The sequence below is a fragment of the Streptomyces griseofuscus genome (genome assembly GCF_014673495.1).
Classification (GTDB): Bacteria; Actinomycetota; Actinomycetes; order Streptomycetales; family Streptomycetaceae; genus Streptomyces; species Streptomyces murinus.
The window spans coordinates 1968644-1990375 of record NZ_CP051006.1 but is presented as its reverse complement, the minus strand read 5'-3'; the positions used below and the strand labels follow the sequence as shown (position 1 = coordinate 1990375).

Genomic DNA, 21732 nt, shown 5'->3' with positions numbered 1-21732 from the left:
GGCTGGCGCGGGGCCGCTCACCCCTCCAGCGCCGCCCCTATTCTCCGCAGCACCGCCGCCGTCATGGTCCGGCGGGCCGCCGTCGTCGCGCTGCCGATGTGCGGGGTGAGGACGGTACGAGGGTGCCGGCGCAGCTCGGGCGGTACATGCGGTTCGTCCTCGTAGACGTCCAGGGCGGCGCCCGCGAGATGGCCCGCGGCCAGGAGTTCGAGGAGGGCGGACTGGTCCAGGACCCGGCCGCGGGAGGTGTTGACCACGATGGCGCCGGGGGGCAGCTCGGTGAGCAGGGCTTTGTCGATCAGATGGTCGGTCTCGGGGGTGAGGGGGACATGCAGGGTCAGGAAGTCGCTCACCCGCATCAGACCGACCAGGTCCCGGTGGGGGATCATCCCTGGGGGGAGCGGTGTGCCGGGGCGGTGGGGGAGGGCGTGGACCTCCATGCCGAAGGCCGCGGCGCGGCGGGCCACCTCGGTGCCGATGGCGCCCAGGCCCAGAATGCCGAGGCGGCGGCCGTGCAACTGGGCGCCGAGGAAGGCATCGGCCTCCCAGCGCCAGTCGGCGCCGGAGCGGACGAACCGGTCCGCCTCCACGATCCGCCGGGCGCAGGCCAGCAGCAGGCCCAGGGTGTGCTCCGCGACGGCGGGGGCGAGGGCGCCGGCCGCCGTGACGACCTGGATCCCCGCGCGCCGGCAGGCTTCCACCTCGATGTGGTCGACGCCGGTGGAGTACGTGCCGACCACCCGCAGGCCGGGGCCCGCCGCCCGGATCAGGTCCTCGTCCACCGGCTCGTTGGCGGTCACCAGCAGTGCCGTGCTCCCGGCCACCGCCCGCAGCAGACTCCCGCGGTCGCCACCGGGCCAGCGGGCCGGGATCAGGTTCGCGGGCAGCGCGTCCGGGAGCCCGGGGAGCCGGGCGGTGAGCAGCAGCCGGCGCTCAGTCGCGGACATCGGGCTTCTTCCGCATGCCGTAGCGATGGCGGCACAGCGTCGTCGGGAACTGCCGTCCCCCGTCCAGGTTGACCCACTGCCGCAGCAGCAGCCGTCCCCCGCCCGCGCCCCCGGTGCCGTCGCTGAACGAACGGCGCGCGTGGACCACGATGTTGTTGTTGACCAGCTGGAGGTCCCCGGCGCGCAGCGCGTACTCGGTCGCGGCGCCCGGCCGCGCCGCGAGCGCCTCGAACAGATCGAGGGCGTGGCGCTCCAGATCGCTCACCGGTACATGCGTCACGGCGGGGGAGGAGTCGACGTAGTCGCGGAGGAAGTAGCGGCACGTCAACTGGCCGTGGTAGTAGCCGAAGACGGCGTTGCGGTAGGCCGGCGGGTCCTCCTCGTCGCGGTTCTCGTAGACGAACCCGTTGTAGTAGAGCCCCAGCAAGTGCGGAGCCCGGCGCAGCAGTTCGTTGTAGATCGTCATGGCGCTGGCGATCAGCGAGGTGCCGCCGTCCGCGGCGGGCCGTACGCACAGCAGCAGCGCGAGGTCGCCGTCGTCCGAGTGGAAGCGCAGCGCGGACGTCGTCTGGTGGCCGCGCACCGTGCTGTTGTCCAGGCCGCCGTTGCCGTAGTCGCGGACGTCCGCGATGTACTCGCCCCGGGTGTTCTGCGAGACGGCGGTGCCCATCACGGCGCCCAGCGCCCGGTAGAGGCCGCGGATCTCGTCCGGCGCCAGGTCGGCCACCGGAAGGCCCCGGAGCACCGCCGTACCGATATGGGTCTCGGTGCGGTGCGCCGTCGAGTGCGCCAGTTCGGAGAGCAGGGGCATGGTCCGGCGGGCCAGCTCCCGCCAGGGCTCGCGGTCCGCGAGGAGGGGGAGCGGTTCGGTGCGCAACGCCTTGGTGAGGGCCGCGATCTCGTCCAGGTGCGCCGGGGTGAGTTCGTGCACGACGCCCTCGGGCACCGGCAGCTCCGCGGCCAGCCACGCCGTCGGGCCGGTGATCGGCTCGGTGCGGATCGCCTGCGGCGGGTCAGGCAGGGTCATGGTGCTCACCTTTCCGGAGGGCGGCTTTCCTGAGTACGACGAGCGCGGTGCCGTTGGCGGCCTCGACGAGGTCCGTACGGTCGAGGCCGCCCAGGTCGGCGATCGCGGCGAGCAGTTCGTCCTGGTGGAAGCGGGCCTCGCGCCCCCTGCCGCGGATGTGCTCGCGCATGACCTGGCCGGAGATGCCGCCCCAGGTGGGCAGCGGGATGTCCCGGTCGGGCAGTGCCGCGTAGTCGATCTCACCGACGTCGGGCCGCCAGAAGAGCCGCTGCTCGGCCGGGGTGAGCGCGTCATGGATCTGCCGGTCGCGGTCGTACCAGCCGAACCGGACGGTGAGGGCGAGCGTCCCGCCCTCGGCCACCAGATCCCGCAGCCCGCGCAGTCCGCCGGGCAGGTCGGCCGCGCTGAACCGGTTCACCAGTCGGTCGGCGACCACCAGGTGGTACCGGCCGCGCAGCCGCTCGGGCAGCTCCCCGGTCACATCCACCAGGTGCCGCCGTTCCTCCGGCAGCCCGAGCCATTCGCCCGCCTCCCGCAGGATGCCGGGCGCGAAGTCCAGCACATGCAGCTCCGCCCCGGCGTCCTGGGCGGCCCTGGACAGGGAGACGGTACTGGCGCCGACCACGGCGGTCGGGGCACCGGCCCGCATCAACCCGGCGAAGACGGCGTCGTGTTCGGGGGCGGGGCCGCCGTAGTAGCCCGAGTTCCAGTAGCTGCCGCTGACGAGGTCCCAGGCATGGGCCTTGGCGGGGAGTCGCGTCATGTCTCCTCCTTCAGGGTGGCCGTGATGGCGGCGCGCAGCCGCGAGACGATCTCGGCGACATCGCCCGCATCGGTGATCAGCGGCGGACACAGAGCCAGCACATCACCCAAGTCACGGACGATGAGCCCCAGTTCACGGGCCTTGCGGGCGACCCGTCGGCCGATGCGGCGCTCCGGGTCGAAGGGCCGGCGACTCGCCCCGTCGGCCATCAGCTCCACCGCCGCGAGCCCGCCCACGCACCGCACCTCCCCGACCACGGGGAGCTCCAGCAGCCCCTCCAGGCAGGCGCGCAGCGACGCCTCCAGCGCGGCGACGCGTGCCTCGATGCCGCGCTCGGCGAGGGCCCGCAGATTGGCGCGGGCGACGGCCGCCGCGACCGGGTGGCCGCCGAAGGTCGAACCGTGCCCGAGGACGCCGTACGACTCCGCCGCCCCGGCCACCGAACGGGTCAGGTCAGGGCCCAGCAGGACCGCGCCCAGCGGGGCGTACCCGGCGGTGATGCCCTTGGCCACCGTGACCGCCGCGGGCCGCAGCCCGAAGCGCCGGTGCCCGAAGAGCGGCCCGAGCCGCCCGAACCCGCACACCACCTCGTCCGCCACCAGCGGGATCCCGAGGTCGGTGAGCAGCCGGTCCATCGCCGGCCAGTACTCCTCGGGCGGCACCAGGACCCCGCCCGCCGCCATGACCGGTTCGGCGACCATGGCGGCCACGTTCTCCGGGCCTGCCTCCTCGATCCTGCTGCGGGTGGTCCGCACGATCCGGTCGACGTACTCCGCGCGCGACTCGCCGTCGAGGTGATCGCGGTAGTAGTGCGCCCGGGGCACCCGCACGGTGAACGGCAGCGGCAGATCGAACCCCGCGTGCTGGTTCGGTATCCCGGCCAGCGAGGCGGCGCCGAGGGTGGTGCCGTGGAAGCCGGAGTCCCGGGTGACGACCAGCTTCCGGTCCGGTGCCCCGTCCGCGTTGCTCGCCAGCCACAGGAACTTGAGCACCGACTCGACGGCCTCGGATCCCGAGGCGGCGAAGTACACCGAGCTGAACCGCCCCTCGGCGGCGGCGAGCAACTCATGGGCGAGTGCCTCGGCTTCGGCGCTGCCCCGGCCCAACGCGCAGGGGAACGCGGGCAGTCGGCGGTACGCCGAAGTGGCGGCCTCGATCAGCTCCGTGTCGGAGAAGCCGAGGTTGGCGTGCCACAGCCCGGACAGCGCGTCGATGTACTCCTTGCCGGCCGTGTCCCGGATGCGGATGCCCTCGCCCTCGGCGATGACCAGCGGCGACTCCTCCCGGTACACACGGTGGTCGGTGAAGGAGTAGACGATCGGTTCCGTCGCCAGCTCAGCCATGGTGCGCCCCGCTCAACGGGATGTTGTCGAGCAGCCGTACGCCACCGAGCCGCGCCGCGGCGAACAGCCGTACCGGCACCGGCCCGTCCACGTCCGCCACCTCGGTCAGCGCCTCCTCCTCGCAGGCCACCAGGTACTCCACCTCGAACCCCAGCGATCCGAGCCGCTCCCGGCCGGCCGCGAGCACCGCGGGCAGCGGTCCGCCGGCCAGCACCTGGGCCCGCATCTCCTCAAGCCCCTTGCGCAGGGCGGGACTTATGGTGCGCGCCGCCGGGTCGAGGTTCTTGTTGCGGGAGGACATCGCGAGGCCGTCGGGCTCGCGCCGGGTGGCGCCCCGGACCACGGTCACCGGCAGCCGCATGTCGGCGACCAGCGTCTCGATGATCCGCAGCTGCTGGAAGTCCTTCTCGCCCCAGTACGTACGGTCGGGCCGTACCAGGTTCAGGAAGAGCAGGCTCTCGGTGACCATGCCGTCGAAGTGGCCCGCGCGCGAGCGTCCGCACAGCTGGTGGCTCAGCCGGGGCACCGAGACATGGGTGCCGAAGTCGTCGAGCACCCGCTCGCCGCCGGGGAAGATCTCCGTCCAGCTCGGCAGGAACGCGACATCGGTGCCCCGGGCCGTCAGGAGTTCGAGGTCGCGTTCCACGGGCCGCGGATACGACTCGAAGTCCTCGTCCGGGCCGAACTGGAGCGGGTTGACGAAGATGCTACAGATGACCAGGTCGCACTCCGCGCGGGCCAGGTCGACCAGGCTCAGATGTCCCTCGTGCAGCGCTCCCATGGTGGGCACATAGCCGATGACGGCGCCCGCGCGGCGCCCGGCCTCCCACTCGGCGGCCAGTTCCCGGGCCGTGGTGACGACCTTCATCGCGCCTCCCCCAGCTTCGCCTCGACCGCCGCGAGCACGCGCCGGTGCACCTCCTCGAACGTCGCGTCCGCGTCGATCCACGTCCACGCCGACGCCTGCGGGAGCGCGGCGTACGCGGCCCGCATCCGGGTGAGGAAGCCGTGGTCGATCCACTCCTGCGGGTCCCGCGCCTTGACCCGGGCCACGGACAGCGCCGGGTCGAGGTCCATGAACAGGGTGAGCGTCGGCTCGGGCAGCCCCCGGAACAGGCCCTCGATCAGCCAGCGGTTGCTCGCGCCCAGCGCGTCGGCGGCGGCGATCTGGCAGTACGCGTACCGGTCCGCGATGATCAGATCGGTGCCCTCGGGCGCGGTGCCCAGCGAGGACATCGCCATCCACTTCACGGCCGCCGTCATGATCTTGTGCGTGTCGGGTCCGAGCATCGCGAACCGGTCGTCGTACCCGTGCTCCACGGCGACCTCGTCCAGCCGGGCCGACAGCCCCTGGAGGCTCGGGTTGGGATGCACGAACACCGACAGACCGCGGGCCTCGTAGGCGGCCTTCAGCATCTCGATCTGGGTGCTCTTTCCGGCGCCGTCCAGACCGATGAACGCGACGATGGGGGGTGTGGTCATCGGGCGCTCGCCACCTGCGGCAGCCGCCGGTCGGCGAGTTCCGTGAATTTCGCCTGGAGGATTCTGGTCTGACCGTAGGAGGGCGCGGCGAACAGCAGGATCAACTCTTTCTCCAGATCGACGAGGAAACTGGTGCCCGCCCGGCCGAGCCAGGCGACGCGGCGGGCGTTGCCGGGTCCGCAGTTTCGGGGCGAGATCTTGAAATTCAGCCCGAATCCCCAGCCGGGCCCGGGAATGTAGTCGGGCCCGGTGTCGTGCAGCCCGGATATCTGGTCCGTCAGCAGTTCCGCGCGCGCGGACGCGCTGAGGAAGCCGGAATCCGGTGCGGGGAAGAACACTGCCTGGAGGAAGGCCAGATAGTCCCGCAGGCTCGCCAGGCCCCCGCTGCCCGCGGACCGGAATCCGCTCGTGCGCCGCACATCGGCCAGCGCCTCACCGGTCGGCGGATCGAACGGCGGCTGGAGCACCACGTCCGGCGGCAGGCCCGGCGGCAGGAAGAACCCGCTCGACGTCATCCCGAGCGGCTCGAAGACACAGGTGCGGAACAGGGCGTCCAGCGGTGTGCCGAGGTGGTGCTGGAGCAGCAGTCCGGCGACGTCCGCCGAGCGGCCGTACTCCCACTGGGTACCGGGCGCGGCGGACGGTTCGCAGCCGAATATCCGCCGCAGGAAGTCGGTCTCGTCGGTGGCGTACCCGCGTTCGGTGTAGTCGTACGGCAGAACACCCGCCGCCCGGTACACCCGCTGCATCCGTTCGTGCTCCTTCGAGCCGGCGAGGCCGGAGGACATGGTCAGCAGTTGCCGCAGGGTCATGGCGGCCGGCACCCGGACGCCGTCGAGCCCGGCGGCGAGTTCCGCGACCCGCATGTCGAGCCCGGGGAGCCGGCCCGCGTCGATCAGACGGAGGGTGAGCGTCGCGAGCATCACCTTGGTCATCGAGTACAGGCGCACGACGCTGTCCAGGGACACCGGTGGCCCGGCCGGGGCGTTGCGGCCCACGAACACCGTGTGCTGCTCACCGGCGGCGACATCGCGCAGACAGGCCGCGCCGCCCCCGATCCGGCCGGCCTCCAGCTCGGCGGTCAGCGCGTCCCCGCAGTCCCGGGCCAGGGCCTCAAGTGCCGTGCGCATCAATGGAGTTCCCCGTTCGGTACGAGGCTGACACGGCCGCTGTCGCAGCGCTCGGCGGCGGCCAGCGCTTCGGTGACCGCGTCCAGCGTGAACTCCGCGAGCGGCAGCCGCCGCAGCGGGGTGTCACCGCGGAGCAGATCGACGGCGGCCGTCAGCTGGGGGACGCCGTAGCGGATGGCGCTGGAGACGGTGACGCCCTTGCGGGTCAGCACCCCGGGGCGGATGGCGACGACATCGGTGTCCCGGGTGTTGATGATGCCCATCATCACGATCTGGCCGCCCGGCCGCACCTGCTCCAGGGCGGTCTCGAACGCCTCCGGTGTGCCGGCCGCGACCACCACGACGTCGTAGTTCCCGTCGAGCGTCCCGCCCGCCGGGGGCAGCGCGTCCAGCGTCCGGGCGTTCGGGAACAGCCCGGCGTTCGCACACCGCCCGGCGATCCGGTCGTACACGTCCCAGGACGTATCCTTCGGCGCGCCCGCGACCACCGACAGACCGAGCGCGCCGGCCCCGATCACCAGGCACGGACCCGCCAGCACATCCGCGCGGATCCGGTCCACGACCGCCAGTCCCTGCGCCAGCGCGCAGTTGGCGAGGGCCGCGAGCGAACTGGGCAGCTCCTCGGGCACCTTGACCGTGAACTGTTCCGGGTGCAGGTGGTAGTGACTCGCGAACGCGCCCCGGAAATGCGGCTGTTCGAGGCTGGAGCGGCCCCAGGAGGCGTAGGCCGCTTCGCAGAGGTTCATGCGGCCGATCCGGCACATCGCGCAGCTGCCGCACACCCGGAAGTACGAGCAGACGAGCCGGTCGCCCTCGGCCAGCCGCTCGCCCCGCGCGTCGTACAGCGGCCCGCCCCCGGTGTCCACGACCCGGCCAACGAACTCGTGTCCGAGCACGCAGTCGTGCAGCGTCGGATGTCCGCCGCGCCACAGATGGACGTCGCTGCCGCAGACGTTCGCCCGCTCGACGGCGAGCAGCGCCCCGCCGGGACGCGGCGGCAGCAGGGGGTGCTCGCGCCGCTCCAGACCGCCGTCGGCGCGCAGATTGATGGTGACACCGGTGGTCATCGAGGTCCTTCGGTCGGGGCGGGGAACACGATCGTCTTGGCGAAGCACATGTTGCGCGCCGACGACAGCACGCCCTCCCGGCCATGGCCGCTGTGCCCCACTCCGCCGAAGGGGGCCAGCGGATGGTCGTACTGCGGGCCGTCGTTGAGGACGACCGTGCCGACCGGCAGCCGCTGGGCGAGGTTCATGGCACGGTCCAGGTCGCGGGTGAAGACACCGACCTGGAGGCCGCCTGGGTAGCTGTCGGGGAGGTCGTCCAGCGCGCGGTCCGTCAGGGCGATCACGGGGGCCAGCGGCGCGAGGAACTCCTCGGTCACCAACCGGGCTCCCGGATCGACCTTGTTGAGGACGGTGGGCCAGCACTGGGCGCCCCGGTACTCGCCGCCCGTCATGACCTCGGCGCCGCCGCGGACCGCGGCCTCCACCGCCGAGCGCACCCGGGCCACCGCGTCCGCGTCGATGAGCGTGCCGATCCGGGTGTCGCGCTCGGCGGGGTCGCCCACCCGCCAGGCCGCGCTCTCCTCGACCAGCAGCCCGGCGAATTCCTCGGCCACCTCGTGCGCGGCCAGGATGCGCTTGACCCCCCGGCAGGACTGGCCCGCGTTGCCGAACGCGCCCTGGGCGGCCGCGCGGGCGGCGGCCGGCAGATCGGCGTCGGCGCACACCACCAGGGCGCCCACATCGCCCAACTCGTAGCAGCCGGGCCGCGGTCCGGCCGTCGCGGCGACGGCGTTGGCGCCGCGCGTGCCGCCGGTGAACGCCACGAAGTCCGTCGCGGGATCCGCGAGCAGCGCCCGGGCGACGTCCGGACCGCCGGTCCACAGCGAGAGGTACTCGGGCGGATAGCCGCAGTCGAGCAGGATCTCGACGGCCAGCGCCGCGCTCGCACCGGCCCGTTCGGACGGCTTGAGGGTGATCGGCGCGCCCGCCAGCATCGCCGGGGCCACCTTCACGATCAGCTGGGCCAGCGGGCGGTTGTACGGCGTGATCGCCAGGACCCGGCGGTACGGCTGCGGCGTGGTCACGGCCAGCCGGTCGCCCCCGGGCCCGGACAGCCGGGTCGAGGTGCCGTCGAGGTGGTGCACCGCCTCCGCCGCCAGCTGGAGCCAGCGGACCGCGCGGTCGACCTCCTTCTCCGCGTCCGTCACCGGCATGCCGATCTCGGCGGAGACGGCCGCGGCCATCTCCGCCCTGCGGGCCTCGAACCCCTCGGCGCAGTCGCGCAGCACGCGGGCGCGATCGGCGGCGGCCAGAGCCCGTACGGGTCCCCGCCCGCGCGGCACCTCGCGCGCCGAGGCATGGCTGACGGTGGCCACGAGCCGGCCGTCGTAGGGGCTCCGTACCTCGTGGAGCAGTTCGCCGTGCCGCCAGCTCCCGTTCTCGAAGACACCCGGGCGGACCGGTGGCGGTTCCGGTGCCGGAGCGCCGGGGCGTCCCGGGTTCGGCTCGTCGGTGGGATGGGCGACTACGGACATGATGTTCCTCGAATCATCTGTGCGTCACACGGTCGGCCGACCCGTTCGGGTGCGCCCGCTGGGGAGTCGGCCGTGCCGTGCCCTCCCTCGGCTGTCGTCCGCCGACGCTCGGCGGACCCACCGGTCACTCGAACGAGTGCTCCGGTCCCGGGAACCCGCCGCCCTGCACATCGGCGGCGAAATCCCGTGCGGCGCGTTCCAGTTCTCCGGCCATGTCGGCGTACCGCCGGACGAATCTCAGGGGCCGTCCCGTGCGCAGTCCGGCCATGTCCTGCCAGATCGCGACCTGGGCGTCGCAGTCGGGCCCGGCGCCGATGCCGATGGTGGGCACGGGCAGCTCGGCGGTGAGCCGCCCCGCGAGCGGCGCGGGAACCATCTCCAGTACGACCGCGAACGCGCCCGCGTCCACGACGGCCCGGGCGTCCGCCAGCACCGCCTCGGCGCCGCCGTCGCGGCCCTGGACCCGGTATCCGCCCAACTGGTGCTCGCTCTGCGGGGTGAACCCGATGTGCGCCATCACCGGGATGCCCGCACGCACGAGTTGGGAGATCTGCGGCGCCACGTCCCGTCCGCCCTCCAGCTTCACGGCCTGGCAGCCGCCCTCCTTGAGGAAGCGGACGGCGGTGCGAAGGGCCTGTCTCCCGTCCTCCTCGTAGGAGCCGAAGGGCAGGTCGGCGACGACCAGGGAGCGGGGTGCGGAACGCGCCACCGCCCGTACCAGCGGCAGCAGTTCGTCCACCGTGACCGGGATCGTGGTGTCATGGCCGAGCACATTGTTGGCCGCCGAGTCACCCACCAGCAGCACGGGAATGCCCGCGGCGTCGAAGAGGGCGGCGGTGTACTGGTCGTAGCTGGTCAGCATGGCCCAGCGATGGCCCGCGGCCTTGGCCGCGAGCAGATGAGGCGTCCGGACCCGGCCGTGTGCCGGCCACGCGAACGCGGCGGGAGATTCGCTTGCCGGCGCTTCAGACATGACATTCCCCCCTGAGACGTCGTCCCGGCCCGAACCAAGCACTAGACCAAGATCGATCAGTGGGTGATCGTAACCTCACAATTCTTGGCCTACAACAGTCTGTCGCTCCGGCGCGGAATGTGACGCGCGTTATTGCGGGGGCAGCGGCGATCTGGTCCACTGCGGGCCTTCGGGGGAGAGGTGACCATGGCTCAAGCCGAGCTGGGCAGCGAGGAAAAGACCCGCAACTCCGGTAAAGCGGGCATGTTCTGGCGGTACTGGACCGCCTCGACGGCCAGTGGTGTCGGGGATGCCGTGACCACCGTGGCGCTGCCGCTGGTGGCCATCGAGACACTGCACGCCGGCGCGTTCGAGGTGAGTCTGCTGCCCGCCGCGCGTTTCGTCGCCTGGCTGGCGATCGGGCTGCCCGCCGGAGTCATCGTGCAGCGGCTGCCGTTGCGCGGCACCCAGATCGCCATGGACCTGATCCGGGCGGCGGCGATGGCCTGGGTGCCGCTCGCCGCGGCGCTCGGGATCCTCCAGCTGTGGCAGCTCGTCCTCGTCACCCTGGTGATCGGCCTCGCCGGTGTCGTCTTCGACGTGGGCAACTCCAGCTTCCTGCCCAGCATCGTGAGCAAGGAAGAACTGACCGCGCGCAACAGCCTGTTGTCGGGTTCCAGCGCCGCGACCCAGCTCGGCGCCCCCTCCCTCGGCGGTGTGCTCGTGCAGTTCTGCGGCGCCGCGACCAGCCTCCTGGTCGACGCCGTCAGCTATGTCGTCTCCGGCGTGATCCTGTGGACCGTGCCCCGCCCGAAGGACAAGCGGGCCCCGGCGGCGACCGGTTCGCCCTGGGCGCAGATCTCGGAGGGCTGGCGCCATGTCGCCCGGCACCCGGTGATCCGGCCGTGTGTGACGGCCGCGACGCTGGTGAACTTCGTCTGCGGCACGCTGATCGCGCTCACCCCGCTGTATCTGGTGCGCACGCTGGGCACACCCGTCGGTCTGGTCGGTGTGGTCATGGCGACGGACGGGCTGGGCAGCCTGGTCGGCGCGGCCCTGACCCCGCGCCTGGCCGCCCGCCTCGGCAGCGCGCGGGCGATCCGCTGGGCCGCATCGGTCGGGGCGGTGGCCCTGGTGCTGCTGCCGCTCAGCTCCGGCGGCTGGGGGCTGCTGCTGTTCGGCCTCGGTAACACCGTCTTCACCATGGGTGTCGTGGTGCTGAGCATCCTCACCCGCACGCACCGCCAGAGCGTGACCCCGCCGGTGCTGCTGCCCCGGGTGATGGCCACCGTGCGGTTCGTCTCCTGGGGCGCGGTGCCGGTCGGCTCGCTCCTCGCGGGTACGGCGGCCGCGGCGCTCGGCACGCGCGACGCCCTGTGGCTGGTCGGCGCGGTGGCTCTGCTGGCGCCACTGGCCCTGTGGGCGGGACCGGTACGGCGGATGCGGGTGCTGGCCTGAGGGGCGGGCGCCGGTGCCGGGAGGAGCCGTACCGGCCGATACCGGTAGGGCGATTCGGTGCCCGCCGCGCTCGCCGCCCCCGGCACCGATGACCGAGGCTTCCGCCGCTACTGCCGGTACCCCCCGAGGAACCGTCCGATCCGCCCGATCGCCGCCTCCAGATCGTCGGCCTGGGGCAGGGTGAGGATGCGGAAGTGGTCCGGGGAGGGCCAGTTGAAGCCGGTGCCCTGCACGACCTGGATCTTCTCGCGCAGCAGCAGGTCCAGGACGAACTTCTCGTCGTCGTGGATGCGGTGCACCTTGGGGTCCAGACGCGGGAAGGCGTACAGCGCGCCCTTGGGCTTGACACAGGAGACGCCCGGGATCTCGTTGAGCTTCTCCCAGGCCACCGTGCGCTGCTCGTACAGCCGCCCGCCGGGCACGGTGAGTTCGCGGATGGACTGCCGGCCGCCGAGCGCGGCCTGGATGGCGTACTGCGCGGGCGCGTTGGCGCACAGTCGCATGGAGGCGAGCATGGTCAGCCCCTCCAGGTAGTCCTTCGCGTGCTGCCGGGGGCCGGTGACGACCAGCCAGCCGGAGCGGAAGCCCGCCACGCGGTACGTCTTGGAGAGCCCGCAGAAGGTGAGGACGACCAGGTCGGGGGCGAGGGCGGCGGCCGAGTGGTGCACGGCGTCGTCGTACAGGATCTGGTCGTAGATCTCGTCGGCGAACACCATCAGGCCGTGCCGGCGGGCGAGGTCCAGGATGCCCTCCACGACCTCCTTCGGATACACCGCGCCCGTCGGGTTGTTGGGATTGATGATGACCAGGGCCTTGGTGCGGTCCGTGATCTTCGAGGCCATGTCGGCGAGATCCGGGTTCCAGTCCGACTGCTCGTCGCACAGGTAGTGCACGGCCTTGCCGCCGGCCAGCGTGGTGACCGCGGTCCAGAGCGGGAAGTCCGGCGCGGGGATGAGGATCTCGTCGCCGTCCTCGATGAGCGCCTGTACGGCCATGGAGACCAGCTCCGAGACGCCGTTGCCCAAGTAGACGTCGTCCACGTCGACTTCGAGGCCCAGGGTCTGGTAGCGCTGGGCGACGGCGCGGCGGGCGGAGAGCACGCCCCGGGAGTCCGTGTAGCCATGGGCCCGGGGCAGCATCCTGATCATGTCCTGGAGGATCTCCTCCGGTGCCTCGAACCCGAAGGCCGCGGGGTTGCCGGTGTTCAGGCGCAGCACGCTGTGGCCCGCCTCCTCCAGCGCGTCCGCGTGCTCGATCACCGGGCCGCGGATCTCGTAACAGACCTCGCTGAGCTTGTTCGACTGCCGGAACTCCATGCGTCCCTCCGGGAACTCGTGTTACTTGGTTTTACCAAGCTGGAGCTTGGAAAGTCCAACAACGTGTCTAGACTGCGTCGCATGCCACCTCGCCGAAGCTACGACCAGTACTGCTCCGCGGCCCGTGCGCTCGACCTCGTCGGGGACCGCTGGACCCTGCTGATCGTCCGTGAACTGCTCGCCGGCCCGCGTCGCTACACCGACCTGCACGCCGACCTGCCCGGCGTGAGCACCGATGTCCTCGCCTCCCGGCTGAAGGACATGGAACGCGACGGCCTGGCCACCCGGCGCCGGCTGCCGCCCCCCGGCGCGGCCACGGTCTACGAACTCACGCCGCGCGGAGGCGCGTTGCTGCCCGTCCTCCAGGCGTTCGGCGCCTGGGGCGAGGCCGAACTCGGCGAGCGCCGCCCGACGGACGCGGTCCGCGCCCACTGGTTCGCCCTGCCGCTGCTGCGCGCGCTGGCGGGACTCGGCGTGCGGGGGCTGGTCGAAGTCCACCTGGAGGAGGGCGACTTCCATGTCCGCGCGGGCGGGGAGCCGGGGGACTCGGCACCGGCGGACGCGGCACCGGCGGACTCAAAACCGGTGTATGCGGCCCCGGTGTACGGCGACGGCCCCGCCCCCACCCCCGCGGACGCGCGCCTCATCTTGACGACCCCGGTCTCCGAGGCCGTGGCCCGCGGCACCCTGCCGCTCCTGGAGGCCCTGCGCGCCGGGCAGGTCACGGTGGAGGGCGAGGGGCCGGTGGCGAAGGCGCTGCGGGAGGGGTGACGGAACCCTTCTGAGGCCGCGGTCAGGGCGGCGGGTTCACGAGGCGGCCGACAGGCTCCATTCCCCCGAGTGGCCGGGCGGGAGCCCGAGATCGTGCCGGACGGCCGCGTAGTACGCCTCCCGTGCGGCCCGCTGCCGCGCCATCATGGCCCGCCAGGTCTCGGGATCGTGGGTGTCGTCGCGCAGGAACCGTTCCATGTCCATCACCGCGACGACCCACTCGCGGGCCCGGTCCACCACCGCGGTGCTGCCGAGCATCAGCAGCGCCTCCCCGGCGGGATCCCGGGCGTCGGTCGCCGCGGCCAGCTGGGGAGCGGCCTCCTCGGGGGACAGCGGGTGCGGATGGGGGTCGACGCCCAGATGGGCCGCGATCCGGTAGGCCAGGGTGACGGACTGCTTGAGCGCCCTCGCGTACTCGGCGTAGATCGCCAGCCGCCGCTCCTCCCAGCGGGTGGCCCGCTCGCGATGGAAGCGGATCCGATCGCCGCGGGCGATCGCCAGATACGAGCCGACGGCGCCGATGACGACCCCGAACAGCGCCGGAAGCTGCTGTATGAACGCGGACATGACGCCAAGCTATCGGCTGCCGCGCGCGACCGGGGCCGGAAGCGGAGGGCCCGGTCGGAGCCAGGGGCAAAGGCCCCCGTCAGATGAGACAAAAGGGCCCGCCACCTGGGCGGGCCCTTCTCGACGGTGCGGTCAGACGGTCGGCGGCCGGCCGTGACCCCGCGTCAGCGCGTATCCGCCGATACCGGCCAGCGCGGCGAGCACCGCGCCGATGCCCGTCCACACCCAGCGGTCGGACCACCAGCCGGAGGACCAGCCGTCACGCGAGCCGAAGCTGGAGAGCACGGCGGTCCTGGAATCGTCGCCCTGCGCCTCGGACTTGACCGCGATACCGGGGACCAGCGGCTTGCCCAGGGAGCCGTCGACGGCCGAAGGGCCGCCGATGTCCTTGGAGTCCACCTGGATCTCGGCGTTCACCGGCTGGCCGAGGTCGGCGGCGCCCATGTCCACGACCGTCAGCCGGACGTAGTACGTGCCCGGCAGCGGGTCGTTGGCCCACGGCTCCGCCCAGCCGCGCACCGTCCGCATCACACAGGCCAACTCGACCGAGTTGGTGCCCTGTTCGGCGGCGCGGGAGGAGGCGCCGTACTGGCAGGACTGCCTGCGGCGCAGCCCGTCGAACACATCGAGCTGCCAGGTCTCGGCGCCGTGCGTCTGCGGCAGCTTCACGGTCGCCTTGACCGTCGGCCGCTGCCCGGTGTCCGCGGGGAACGACCAGTACAGGTAGTCACCGGTGGACCCGGAGGCCGTCGCCTGCTGACCCTGCTGGAGCTCTGTCGCCGTACGGAAGGACGTGCCCGCCTGCGTGGGCGCCGAGGTGTCGGAGCCGTCGGAGGCGCTGGGGGAGGGCGAGGAGTCGGCGGCGGCCGGTCCCGCGGCGAGGCCGAGGGCGAGCAGTGTCGTGCCCAGGGCGCTCAATACTCGTACGGCACGCATCAGTTCGTCCTCCAGATCGCGACGCGCCAGCGCGACAGCCAGCCCCACAGCACACCCGCGAGGAAGCCGATGAGCACCAGCGTGCCCAGCAGCCACCAGCCGCGGCCGAGACCGAACGAGGCCACGTCGTGCGCCTGGTCGGGACCGCTGACCACGTCCACGGTCAGCTCAAGCGGCAGACCCGGCGTGCTCTTCACGCTCGCGGGCGCCGAGAAGGAGTGGGCGACCTCCAGACACACCGTCTCCGCCGGCGCGTTGTCGTCGTCGCTGGACGGCTTCGGGTAGCGCAGCCCGGTGGAGATCATGTCGGTGCGCCCGGTACCGGCCGCCTCCCCGCGGACGATCTCCCGACCCTTGGCGGTCACCGCCCGCAGCAGCACCCCGTAGGAGGGGTTCACGGCCCGGTCGTCCGCGACGCTCACCGAGGCGCGCAGCTCCTGGCCGGGCTTGACGTCGACCTTGTACCAGCGCTGCTGCCCGAAGGCCGCGCGGTCGGTGTACAGACCGGACTTCAGCATCGGCGCGCTCGAGCACTGCCCGGCGCCCGAGGTGGCCACTGGCGTCACCACCGGGTCGGCCGCCCGGTGCACCAACTGGCCTACCCGGTCGGTCAGTTCCTCCTTGTGCTGCACGGAGGTGTACGTGCCGCCGGTCGCGTCCGCGATACAGCTGAGCTGGTCACGGGTCTTGGAGTCCGGCACCAGGCCCAGCGTGTCGATGGTCAGGCCGATGCCCTTGGCGGCTATCTCCCGGGCCACCTCGCACGGGTCCAGCGGCTGGCAGGTGTCCTCGCCGTCGCTGATCAGCACGATCCGGCGGGTTCCGGAACCACCGTCGAGATCGCCCGCCGCCTTCAGCAGCGCGGGCCCGATCGGCGTCCAGCCGGTCGGCTGGAGCGTCGCCACCGCGGTCTTCGCGTCGGTCCGGTCCAGCGGGCCGACCGGATACAGCTGCGCGGTGTCCTTGCAGCCCTCCTTGCGGTCGTTTCCGGGGTAGTTGGCGCCGAGCGTGCGGATGCCCAGTTCCACGTCCTGCGGGGTCGCGTCGAGCACATCGTCGAACGCCTGCTTCGCCGCCGCCATCCGGGTGCCGCCGTCGATGTCCCGGGTCCGCATGGATCCGCTGACGTCCAGCACCAGTTCGACCTTCGGAGCGGCCTGCTCCGTCTCGTCGGCGGCCGCCGCTGTCGGGAACGTGAGCCCGGCGGTCAGCGCGGCGAGCAGGGCGCACACTCCTACCGCCAGCCGTTGTCTTCTGATCATCGACGGATCCTATTGATCAATCGTGCCGGGCTCCAAAACGAGCGGGTGGGGCAGCTCCGTCCACTGGTCGCCCGGTGTCCCCGGCGACAACCGCATCAGCGTCAACGCCTTCGCGGGCACCGGACCTCGGCGCAGCGCCGTGAGATCGGCCGTGTCGGGAAGGTCCGGCACGACCGCCGCCAGCGCCGCCCCGAGCGCCGGTCCCGACCCCGCCACCGAGGCCAGCGCGCCCGCCACCAGGGAGCCGAACAGCTTGCGGCGCAGGGCGGTTTCGTCGTCCGTGACCAGCCGTCCGGCGAGCGCGGGCGGCGTGATGCCGTGCCGGGCGAGGCGGGCCGGGCTGATCCGGATGTCGGCCAGATCGCGATAGACCAGCCGCCGCGGGCTTCCGTCGGCGGCCAGCACCACCAGCAGGTTCTGGCCGTGCGCCTCCAGGGCCACCCCGAGATCGAGCAGCCGCAGCCCCACGGTCAGCGCGAGCCGGGTGAACGCGGCCAGCCACCCGGGGTCCCGGGGCAGCGGCGTGATGGCGAGCGCGGCCACCGGCAGGACCCGCTCACCCGGCCCCGCGCACCGCTCGGGCGACTCCCGCAGCAGCGCGGCCAGTTCGGCGGTCCCCGCGGTGACCGCCCCCAGGGTGCGGGTGATGTCCAGCAACCCGTCGGTGCGCTCCGCGAGTTCGGCCGCGAAGTCGGACAGGATCGCAGCCGCCCGCACCGAGTACGGCGAGATGTCCCGCACCGAGGAGGTCAGCCGGGAACTCAGCGCCGTCTTCACATGGAGTCCGCCGGGCACGGCCAGCGTCCGCAGGGACATCAGCGGATGGGCCGGGCACCAGTCGTCGTACGGCCGCTTCAGCACCTGCGCCGCCTGCCACGGGTGCACCGGCACCAACAATCGCTCCCCGTCCCGCAGTTCCTCGGGCCACTCGCCGGTCAGCAGGCACTCGGCGGCGGGCACCGGCAGCGTCCCGAGCCGTACCAGGGGCCGGTGCTCCGGGGCGTACGCCAGCTGGTCCGCGACCGAGAACCCGGGCCGGGATCGGCAGTTGGGATGGAAGGGGTGTCCGTCCACCACCCGCTGCTCCCACTCCCAGTCGCGTTCCGGCCACTCCTTCGGGTGATCGGCGGCGGCCCGGGACAGGGCCAGGGAGGCCACGCTGTGCCCCAGCTCCGCCGCGAAGCCCTCGGCCCCCGGCCCCACTCCGGCACCGGCCGCCAGTTCCGCCGTCAGCAGGGCCGGATCGTCGTACCGCCGCCGGTCCAGGCGCACGGCGGTGACATAGGCGTGCGTGGCGTACGGGTCCGGGTGCGGGCCGTGCAGCGCCCGGCCGTCGGCCAGCCGCAGCGTCAGACCGTACGCCCCGCTCGTCCGGCCGGTGATCCAGGGCAGCGGCTCGTGCGCGAGCCCCCGCCACAGCCGGGTCAGCACGGCCGCGCGGGCACCGGGCAGCTCGGCGTCGTACCGGGGCAGCAGCCCGGGGCGTACGGCCCTCAGCTCCGCGGCGACCTCGGCCTCGGCGGTGGGGGAGTGGGACACGGTCGGCTCCTCGATCGCGGCCGGTAGGGGGCACGATGGTCGGGTACGGAAGACCGCACCATGGTCGGATACGAAGCCATACTGATCGCTTCCGGGCCCCTTGCGAAGAACGCGCCCGCCCGGGTGCGACGCTCGAAGAAGAACGCCACCGAAGAACGAATGGATCGCGTGGACCTCAAGCCTCCCGCAGCCGCCGTCGGCCGGCTCGCCGACGCCTATGCGGCCGCCCCCCTGCTCAACTGCCTGCTCCGGGAGGTGGCCGACCCGCTGCCCGGCGCCCCCGGTCAGCGGCCGGTGCACCGGCTGCCCGGCACCGGACGGCTGCTGCGCGTGCGCCCGGGCCGCCGCCCCGCCGACCCCGAAGTGTTCGCGGCCGGTGCCTGGCATCGCGTCGGCCACCCCGAACTGGTCAAACTCGTCGCCGAGGAACTGCGCCGGCACACCGGGCTGCCCGGCGGCGATCTGCCCGCCGAGATGATCGACAGCCGGGAGGCCGTCGCAGCGCTGCTCGCCGCCCGCGCCCGTACGACCCCGCCGGACGACCCCTATCAGCGCTCCGAGCAGTCCCTGATCACCGGCCACCCCTACCACCCGGCGCCCAAGGCGCGCGGCGGCGGCCCGGTCGCGTCCTGGCTGCCGTACGCCCCCGAGGCGTACGCCCGCTTCCCGCTGGTGCTGCTCGGGGTGCGCGAGGACCAGGTGGCCGAGGAGGGCGACACCCGTGCCCTGGACGCCCTGGGCAGCGCGCCCCCCGGCTACCGGCTGCTGCCCGCCCACCCCTGGCAGCTCGACCTGGTCGCCCACACCCTCGCCCCCGCCTTCGCCGACGGCCGCCTCGTCCGGCTCGGCACCACCCCCTTCGACACCTGGCCGACCGCCGCGATCCGTACGGTGTACGAGCCGCGGGCCGACCTGTTCCTGAAGTTCAGCCTGGACGTGCGGATCACCAACGACATCCGCCGGCTCTGGCGCCACGACCTGCTGCGGCTGCGCCGCACCGACACCGCCGCGGGGCGCGCCTTCGCCGCGATGAGGGCGTCCGCGGCGACGGGGGCCTCCGCCGGGACCGGGGCGTCCGCCGCGACGGGCATGTCCGCCGCGTGGCTCGCCGACCGGGGCCATCGCACCGCGTCCTTCGCGTACGAGGAGCTGGCCGTGGTGGTCCGCGACGGGCTGCGCGACCATCTGCTGCCGGGCGCCGTGCCGCTGCTCGCCGCGGGTCTCGCCGAGGGCTTCGACGGCAGCCCGCTCGCCGGGACGGCCGACCCCGCGGCCTGGTGGGAGGCGTATCTGGCGCAGGTGGTGCCGCCCGCGCTGACCGCGTTCGACACCCACGGGGTCGTCCTGGAGGCGCATCTCCAGAACACCCTGGTCGCGGTGGACGCCTCCGGTTCGCCCGTACAGGCGCTGTTCCGGGACGCCGAGGGCGTCAAGCTGCTGCCGGACGTGCCGCGCGCCGCGGGCTGGGAGCGGCTGGTCTACTGCCTGATCGTCAACCACCTCATGGAGATCGCCGGGGCCCTGGCCGAGCGGCATCGCGGGTACGACCCCTGGCCCGCCGCGCGCCGCGCACTGGCCCGGCACGACCTGCCCGAGATCCCCGCCCTGCTCGGCTCGCCGACCCTGCCGGGCAAGACCAATCTGCTGCTGCGGTGGACGGGCGCGGACGGGGCGGACGCGCGCTATCTGCCGCTGCGCAATCCGCTCGCCGACCGCTGACCCGTCGTATCGCCGACCGCTGTCCCGTCCGTACGCCGACGGCTACCGGGCCGTGCCGAAGTCCTGTGTCCAGTAGCTGTCGGGCTGTGCGAGACCGACACCGATCTCCTGGTAGCCGCAGTTGAGGATGTTGGCCCGGTGGCCGGGGCTGGACATCCAGCCCGCCATGACCTCGGCGGCGGTCGAGTAGCCGTACGCGACGTTCTCGCCGTACGCGCTCCAGGTGTACCCCGCCTGGGTGATGCGGGTGCCCGGGTCGGAGCCGTCGGAGCCGGTGTGCGACATGTTCTGGTGGGCCGCCATGTCCGCGCTGTGCTCCTGAGCGGCCTTGGTGAGCTTCGCGTTGAGGGTGAGCGGCTGGCAACCGGCCTTCGCGCGCTCGGCGTTGACCAGCTGCACGATCTGCGCGGTGACGCCGGACGCGGTGGTGGCGGTGGCGGCCGGCGTCGGGGTGCTCGACGCGGTGGGCGCGGGCGCCGGAGCGTCGGTCTGCTCGGGCTGGGCGGCCGAGGGCGCGCCTCCCGGCTGCGCGGTGGCCGTCTGGGGTGCGGCCGGCGCGGCGGTGGTGAGCGGGGCTCCGGGGGCCTCGGGGAGATGGCGGGGGTGATGGTGCGCCCGCTGCTTCGGTATCGCCCGGGCCCTGCCGGGCTGCTGCGGTATCGCGGTCTGCCCGGCCGTGGCCGTGTCCGTGGGCGCGGGTATGTCCGCCAGTGCGAGAGCGGTGGCGCCGGTGGCGGCGGCGCTCTGGTCCGTCGCGCCGGACGGCCAGTCCGTACAGGCCAGGGCGACGGACGGTACGCCCACCGTGCCGACCGCGACGGCGCCGATGACCATACGCCGGAAATACTGCGTCTTGCGATGCTTGCCCATTGTGTGAACCTCGCTCGGTGATCGCCGAGCGCCCAGTCTCAGCACGGTCCGGAAAGGACCGCAACGAGCCGTCCTCCTATCCGGCCTCGTAGCCGCGCGGGCCTCTTGTCAGATGCCCGCGAAGGTGCCGAGTTCGCGATCGCGACGTTTGCCTTCATCTGGTGCGCCGTCAAGAGTGCGTCGACCGGGGCGATTGGTGAGCACCCCTCCGCCTTCCGGGAGCGGCCGCCCCCGGAGCGGCCCGCTTCGATAATAAGGCGGACAAATCCCATATGTCGCCGAAGGGTCGCCTACTATCCGGGGTGCTTAGTGGCCGATTTCGTGTGAGGGTTGTCACGCGGGGCGGGCTGCCCGGCACTCTCGCCGGGCACCCCGGGCACTAGCTGATCCCGCTCGTGAACGAGTCCGCTCTATCCGGCGTCCGCACCCGCCATCCGCGCCGCGTCGTTGGACCTGGCCACCGCGACACCGGTGGCCATGACGGCGGCGCGCACCGAGCCCAGGGCCTCGCGCAGCAGTTGTACGCGGTCGTGCTGGCCGGGGGACGGGGTGACCGCGCCCGCCCGGGTCAGCATCAGTCCGGCCTCCAGCACCGCGACCTGGGCCTCCACCAGGGGATCGCGGCGTTCGGCGGTGGTCAGGAGGGCGTCAAGGGCCTCCTCGACGAGGGTGGCGGGGCTGCCGTTTCGGGAAACGATCGCTGTCATGTCGTGATCCTCGGGTAGGGGTCGTGGGACCGGAGGGCAAGGTGCGGTGGGCGCGGACCGGATCGGTCACCGCCGGTCCGGCCCGTCGAGGGGTGGCTCTCAGGCGACAGCGAAATCCGCGACCACCCAGGTGGCGATCTCCTTCCACAGCTCGACGCCGCGGACGTGGTCGGGGTGGGTCAGATAGCGGTCGACCGCTCCCCGGTCGGCGAACGTGCCGATCAGGGCGAAGTCGTAGGCGACCGGCCGCTCGGTCATGTTGCGCCCGAACTCCCAGCCGAGGATCTCCTCGATGTGGTCCGGGTGGCCCGCGGTGGCCTCCTCGGCGGCCTGTGCGCGCGCGTCGGACCAGTCCACCTCGGGACGGAAGCGAAAGAGGACGGTGTGGCGGATCATCGGTG

The 21732-nt window shown here is 72.9% G+C and carries 21 protein-coding genes; 3 read left to right on the top strand and 18 right to left on the bottom strand.

The genetic code is table 11. The features are described from left to right. Positions 1-17: 17 nt before the first annotated feature. The 10 genes from HEP81_RS08800 to panB all read right to left on the bottom strand — a co-directional run bounded on the left by HEP81_RS08800 (position 18) and on the right by panB (position 10207). A complete protein-coding gene (locus HEP81_RS08800; protein ID WP_037661436.1) occupies positions 18-947 on the bottom strand; it encodes a 2-hydroxyacid dehydrogenase in 930 nt (309 codons plus the stop codon). Continuing rightward, positions 934-1974 carry a TauD/TfdA family dioxygenase gene (locus tag HEP81_RS08795; protein WP_051850532.1) on the bottom strand — a complete coding sequence of 347 codons (1041 nt, stop codon included), beginning with the start codon at positions 1972-1974 and terminating at the stop codon, positions 934-936. The genes HEP81_RS08800 and HEP81_RS08795 overlap by 14 nt, the downstream gene beginning before the upstream one ends. After that, positions 1961-2737 carry a hypothetical protein gene (locus HEP81_RS08790; protein ID WP_037661434.1) on the bottom strand — a complete coding sequence of 259 codons (777 nt, stop codon included), beginning with the start codon at positions 2735-2737 and terminating at the stop codon, positions 1961-1963. Before HEP81_RS08790 ends, HEP81_RS08795 begins: the two co-directional genes overlap by 14 nt. Continuing rightward, positions 2734-4080, bottom strand: coding sequence for an aminotransferase class III-fold pyridoxal phosphate-dependent enzyme (locus HEP81_RS08785; protein WP_037661432.1), 1347 nt, complete (start codon positions 4078-4080; stop codon positions 2734-2736). Before HEP81_RS08785 ends, HEP81_RS08790 begins: the two co-directional genes overlap by 4 nt. Next, positions 4073-4948, bottom strand: coding sequence for a pantoate--beta-alanine ligase (gene panC / locus HEP81_RS08780; protein WP_037661431.1), 876 nt, complete (start codon positions 4946-4948; stop codon positions 4073-4075). Before panC ends, HEP81_RS08785 begins: the two co-directional genes overlap by 8 nt. Beyond that, positions 4945-5562: a dTMP kinase gene (locus tag HEP81_RS08775; protein WP_037661430.1), complete on the bottom strand. Its 618-nt coding sequence runs from the start codon at positions 5560-5562 to the stop codon at positions 4945-4947. The genes panC and HEP81_RS08775 overlap by 4 nt, the downstream gene beginning before the upstream one ends. Continuing rightward, entirely contained in the window at positions 5559-6692 is a 1134-nt protein-coding gene (locus tag HEP81_RS08770) for a serine hydrolase domain-containing protein (RefSeq protein WP_037661428.1), read from the bottom strand. The genes HEP81_RS08775 and HEP81_RS08770 overlap by 4 nt, the downstream gene beginning before the upstream one ends. Further along, the gene (locus tag HEP81_RS08765) at positions 6692-7759 is read right to left on the bottom strand and encodes an alcohol dehydrogenase catalytic domain-containing protein (RefSeq protein WP_051850531.1); all 1068 of its coding nucleotides are present in this window, start codon (positions 7757-7759) and stop codon (positions 6692-6694) included. Before HEP81_RS08765 ends, HEP81_RS08770 begins: the two co-directional genes overlap by 1 nt. After that, the gene (locus HEP81_RS08760) at positions 7756-9234 is read right to left on the bottom strand and encodes an aldehyde dehydrogenase family protein (protein WP_051850530.1); all 1479 of its coding nucleotides are present in this window, start codon (positions 9232-9234) and stop codon (positions 7756-7758) included. The genes HEP81_RS08765 and HEP81_RS08760 overlap by 4 nt, the downstream gene beginning before the upstream one ends. A 124-nt stretch (positions 9235-9358) precedes the next feature. After that, a complete protein-coding gene (gene panB / locus HEP81_RS08755; RefSeq protein ID WP_037661426.1) occupies positions 9359-10207 on the bottom strand; it encodes a 3-methyl-2-oxobutanoate hydroxymethyltransferase in 849 nt (282 codons plus the stop codon). A gap of 186 nt (positions 10208-10393) precedes the next feature. Between panB and HEP81_RS08750 the strand changes: the two genes are divergently transcribed. Then, entirely contained in the window at positions 10394-11644 is a 1251-nt protein-coding gene (locus HEP81_RS08750) for an MFS transporter (protein WP_037661423.1), read from the top strand. Between the two features lie 107 nt (positions 11645-11751). Here the strand turns inward: HEP81_RS08750 and HEP81_RS08745 are convergent, their stop codons facing one another. Next, a complete protein-coding gene (locus HEP81_RS08745; RefSeq protein ID WP_037661420.1) occupies positions 11752-12960 on the bottom strand; it encodes a pyridoxal phosphate-dependent aminotransferase in 1209 nt (402 codons plus the stop codon). A gap of 81 nt (positions 12961-13041) precedes the next feature. Between HEP81_RS08745 and HEP81_RS08740 the strand changes: the two genes are divergently transcribed. Then, positions 13042-13731 carry a winged helix-turn-helix transcriptional regulator gene (locus HEP81_RS08740; protein ID WP_037661418.1) on the top strand — a complete coding sequence of 230 codons (690 nt, stop codon included), beginning with the start codon at positions 13042-13044 and terminating at the stop codon, positions 13729-13731. A gap of 36 nt (positions 13732-13767) precedes the next feature. On the opposite strand, the gene HEP81_RS08735 is transcribed toward HEP81_RS08740, so the two are convergent. The 4 genes from HEP81_RS08735 to HEP81_RS08720 form a co-directional block, all read right to left on the bottom strand. Next, on the bottom strand, positions 13768-14298 hold the full coding sequence (locus tag HEP81_RS08735) for a hypothetical protein (RefSeq protein WP_037661417.1): 531 nt from the start codon (positions 14296-14298) through the stop codon (positions 13768-13770). A gap of 132 nt (positions 14299-14430) precedes the next feature. Then, on the bottom strand, positions 14431-15234 hold the full coding sequence (locus HEP81_RS08730) for a hypothetical protein (RefSeq protein WP_037661469.1): 804 nt from the start codon (positions 15232-15234) through the stop codon (positions 14431-14433). Further along, complete coding sequence (locus HEP81_RS08725; protein WP_037661414.1) at positions 15234-16496, bottom strand: VWA domain-containing protein; 1263 nt, start codon at positions 16494-16496, stop codon at positions 15234-15236. The genes HEP81_RS08730 and HEP81_RS08725 overlap by 1 nt, the downstream gene beginning before the upstream one ends. A 9-nt stretch (positions 16497-16505) precedes the next feature. Continuing rightward, complete coding sequence (locus tag HEP81_RS08720) at positions 16506-18035, bottom strand: IucA/IucC family protein (RefSeq protein WP_037661412.1); 1530 nt, start codon at positions 18033-18035, stop codon at positions 16506-16508. A 159-nt stretch (positions 18036-18194) separates the two neighbouring features. Here HEP81_RS08720 and HEP81_RS08715 point away from each other — a divergent pair, with 159 nt between their 5' ends. Next, positions 18195-19754, top strand: a complete 1560-nt coding sequence (locus HEP81_RS08715) for an IucA/IucC family protein (protein WP_037661467.1) — start codon at positions 18195-18197, stop codon at positions 19752-19754. A 42-nt stretch (positions 19755-19796) separates the two neighbouring features. Here HEP81_RS08715 and HEP81_RS08710 read toward each other — a convergent pair whose 3' ends face one another. From HEP81_RS08710 to HEP81_RS08700, 3 genes are all read right to left on the bottom strand, one after another. Next, complete coding sequence (locus tag HEP81_RS08710) at positions 19797-20624, bottom strand: CAP domain-containing protein (protein WP_037661409.1); 828 nt, start codon at positions 20622-20624, stop codon at positions 19797-19799. Positions 20625-21034: 410 nt separating this feature from the next. After that, positions 21035-21331, bottom strand: coding sequence for a hypothetical protein (locus HEP81_RS08705; protein ID WP_037661407.1), 297 nt, complete (start codon positions 21329-21331; stop codon positions 21035-21037). 99 nt (positions 21332-21430) lie between these two features. Continuing rightward, a complete protein-coding gene (locus HEP81_RS08700) occupies positions 21431-21727 on the bottom strand; it encodes a Dabb family protein (RefSeq protein WP_037661405.1) in 297 nt (98 codons plus the stop codon). Positions 21728-21732 lie beyond the last annotated feature (5 nt).

Excerpts from the sequence above, each read along its gene's own strand:
- HEP81_RS08800 (WP_037661436.1), bottom strand. The coding sequence starts at position 947 with ATGTCCGCGACTGAGCGCCGGCTGCTGCTCACCGCCCGGCTCCCCGGG.
- HEP81_RS08795 (WP_051850532.1), bottom strand. The coding sequence starts at position 1,974 with ATGACCCTGCCTGACCCGCCGCAGGCGATCCGCACCGAGCCGATCACC.
- HEP81_RS08790 (WP_037661434.1), bottom strand. The coding sequence starts at position 2,737 with ATGACGCGACTCCCCGCCAAGGCCCATGCCTGGGACCTCGTCAGCGGC.
- HEP81_RS08785 (WP_037661432.1), bottom strand. The coding sequence starts at position 4,080 with ATGGCTGAGCTGGCGACGGAACCGATCGTCTACTCCTTCACCGACCAC.
- panC (WP_037661431.1), bottom strand. The coding sequence starts at position 4,948 with ATGAAGGTCGTCACCACGGCCCGGGAACTGGCCGCCGAGTGGGAGGCC.
- HEP81_RS08775 (WP_037661430.1), bottom strand. The coding sequence starts at position 5,562 with ATGACCACACCCCCCATCGTCGCGTTCATCGGTCTGGACGGCGCCGGA.
- HEP81_RS08770 (WP_037661428.1), bottom strand. The coding sequence starts at position 6,692 with ATGCGCACGGCACTTGAGGCCCTGGCCCGGGACTGCGGGGACGCGCTG.
- HEP81_RS08765 (WP_051850531.1), bottom strand. The coding sequence starts at position 7,759 with ATGACCACCGGTGTCACCATCAATCTGCGCGCCGACGGCGGTCTGGAG.
- HEP81_RS08760 (WP_051850530.1), bottom strand. The coding sequence starts at position 9,234 with ATGTCCGTAGTCGCCCATCCCACCGACGAGCCGAACCCGGGACGCCCC.
- panB (WP_037661426.1), bottom strand. The coding sequence starts at position 10,207 with ATGTCTGAAGCGCCGGCAAGCGAATCTCCCGCCGCGTTCGCGTGGCCG.
- HEP81_RS08750 (WP_037661423.1), top strand. The coding sequence starts at position 10,394 with ATGGCTCAAGCCGAGCTGGGCAGCGAGGAAAAGACCCGCAACTCCGGT.
- HEP81_RS08745 (WP_037661420.1), bottom strand. The coding sequence starts at position 12,960 with ATGGAGTTCCGGCAGTCGAACAAGCTCAGCGAGGTCTGTTACGAGATC.
- HEP81_RS08740 (WP_037661418.1), top strand. The coding sequence starts at position 13,042 with ATGCCACCTCGCCGAAGCTACGACCAGTACTGCTCCGCGGCCCGTGCG.
- HEP81_RS08735 (WP_037661417.1), bottom strand. The coding sequence starts at position 14,298 with ATGTCCGCGTTCATACAGCAGCTTCCGGCGCTGTTCGGGGTCGTCATC.
- HEP81_RS08730 (WP_037661469.1), bottom strand. The coding sequence starts at position 15,234 with ATGCGTGCCGTACGAGTATTGAGCGCCCTGGGCACGACACTGCTCGCC.
- HEP81_RS08725 (WP_037661414.1), bottom strand. The coding sequence starts at position 16,496 with ATGATCAGAAGACAACGGCTGGCGGTAGGAGTGTGCGCCCTGCTCGCC.
- HEP81_RS08715 (WP_037661467.1), top strand. The coding sequence starts at position 18,195 with ATGGATCGCGTGGACCTCAAGCCTCCCGCAGCCGCCGTCGGCCGGCTC.
- HEP81_RS08710 (WP_037661409.1), bottom strand. The coding sequence starts at position 20,624 with ATGGGCAAGCATCGCAAGACGCAGTATTTCCGGCGTATGGTCATCGGC.
- HEP81_RS08705 (WP_037661407.1), bottom strand. The coding sequence starts at position 21,331 with ATGACAGCGATCGTTTCCCGAAACGGCAGCCCCGCCACCCTCGTCGAG.
- HEP81_RS08700 (WP_037661405.1), bottom strand. The coding sequence starts at position 21,727 with ATGATCCGCCACACCGTCCTCTTTCGCTTCCGTCCCGAGGTGGACTGG.